This is a genomic window from Streptomyces sp. NPDC002845, from assembly GCF_053591955.1.
The window spans coordinates 1-1,869 of record NZ_JBSFUU010000217.1 but is presented as its reverse complement, the minus strand read 5'-3'; the positions used below and the strand labels follow the sequence as shown (position 1 = coordinate 1,869).

At 66.1% G+C, this 1,869-nt stretch carries 2 protein-coding genes; both read right to left on the bottom strand.

Going from position 1 to position 1,869, the window contains the following annotated elements:
* Positions 1 to 13: 13 nt before the first annotated feature.
* Positions 14 to 928, bottom strand: coding sequence for a glycine betaine ABC transporter substrate-binding protein (locus tag ACWD3C_RS48455; protein ID WP_451155205.1), 915 nt, complete (start codon positions 926 to 928; stop codon positions 14 to 16).
* A gap of 20 nt (positions 929 to 948) precedes the next feature.
* A partial coding sequence (locus tag ACWD3C_RS48450; protein WP_451155203.1) for an ABC transporter permease occupies positions 949 to 1,869 on the bottom strand: 921 nt, incomplete at its 5' end.

Sequence of the window (1,869 nt, the reverse complement as noted above, 5' to 3'; positions counted from 1 at the left end):
GCGTGCTTTTGGACTATGCGAACCAGGAGTCGACGAGGGACTTGTTGTCCGCGATCCATTCCTTGGCGGCTTCCTGTTCCTTGCCCTTGCCCTTGTCCTTCATCGTCAGCAGCAGGCTGCCCAGCTGGTCACTGTCGAACTTGAAGTTGTTCAGCCACTCGACCACTTCCGGGTTGTTCTCGGTGAACTCCTTGCTGGCGATCGCCTGGGCCTTGTCCGGCTCGCCGAAGGCGCCCTCGGGGTCCTTCAGGGGCTTGATCGGGTACTTGGTGAACGCCCAGTGCGGCTGCCACAACGTGACCACGACGGCCTCGTTGTTCTTGGTGGCCGAGTCCAGCTCCGCCAGCATGGCCGCGGTGCTGCCCTCGACCAGCGTGAAATCGTCCAGGCCGTAGGCGGGCATGACGGACGTACGGGTCAGCTTCATCAGCCCGGCACCCGCCTCGATCCCGACGATCCGGCTGCCGAACTCCTTGCTGTGCTTCTTGAGATCCTCAATGGTGTTGACGTCCGTCATGTGCTCCGGGACGGCGAGGCTGGACTCAGCCGTGTCGTACCAGGTGGAGACGATTTCAAGATCGTCCTTGTAACGCTCCCAGTACGCCTCGTGCGTCAGGGGCAGCCAGGCATCGGTGTACAGATCCATCTGCCCGTTCGCCACGGCCGTGAAGGTACTGGCGATATCGAGCGACTTGACCTCGACCCTGTAGTCCCGCTCCTCCAGCAGCTCCTTCAACAGGTACGTGGTGGCAACGTTCTCGTCCCACCCGTCCACCACGGCGATGCTCACGCTCCTGGTACCGGAATCGCTGTCGCCGCCCGATCCCACGGAGGCGGTCTCACCACTGCACGCGGCGAGCAGCAGCAGGGCTCCGGCGCTGCCGGCGGCGAGGGCCAGTCTGCTCTTTCGGTGAATGCTACGGATCATGTCGGTGACTCCCATGGGGTTCAGGACGAGCTGGAGAGGGCTGCGGGATGTGCGCTCTCGTCGCCGGACGCGGCGGTCTTGCCGGACGCCGCTGCCGCGGCGGCGGTGGCGGTGGCGGGAGGGGCGGCCTGGTTGCGGCGTGTGGCCAGTGCGGCGCGCAGCCGGCCGCGGCCGCGGCGCGGCGCGGCGAACGCGCTGGTCAGGCGGTCGAGGAAGATGGCGATGATGACCACGGCGATGCCGCCCTCGGCCGCGTCGCCCATGTCGAGGGTGCTGATGCCGCGCACCACGATGGTGCCCAGTCCGCCCGCTCCGACCATGCCCGCGATCACCACCATGGACAGCGCCAGCATGATCACCTGGTTGACGCCGGCCATGATCGAGGGCATGGCCATGGGGAACTGCACGTCCCTCAGCATCTGACGGGGCCTGGCACCGAAGGCCAGAGCCGCTTCGACGACCTCCTTGTCGACCTGGCGGATCCCCAGCTCGGTGAGCCGGACCGCCGGGGGGATGGCGAAGACCGTGGTCGAGACCACTCCGGGCACGACACCGACACCGAAGAAGAAGACCGCGGGCAGGAGATAGACGAAGACCGGAAGTGTCTGCATGAAGTCGAGCACCGGCCGCACCGCGCTGCTGACCCGGCTGCTGCGGGCCGCCCAGATACCGATGGGCACGCCGATACCGACGGCGACGACGGACGCGACGATGACGATGGCCAGGGATTCCATGGCAGGCACCCACAGGTCCATGCCCTGGATGAGCAGGAAGGCGCCCAGCGTGAACACCGCGAAACCCACCTTGCGGGTGCAGAGCGCCAAAAGCGTGAACACACCGGTCACCACGAGCGCGTGCGGAGCCGTCAGGAGCGTCAGAACCACGTTGATGAGGTTCACCATCACGCTCGAGATGCCGTCGAAAACCGGTCCGAGGTTCTC

Coding starts and splice junctions, on each gene's coding strand:
- ACWD3C_RS48455 (WP_451155205.1), bottom strand. CDS start 928: ATGATCCGTAGCATTCACCGAAAGAGCAGACTGGCCCTCGCCGCCGGC.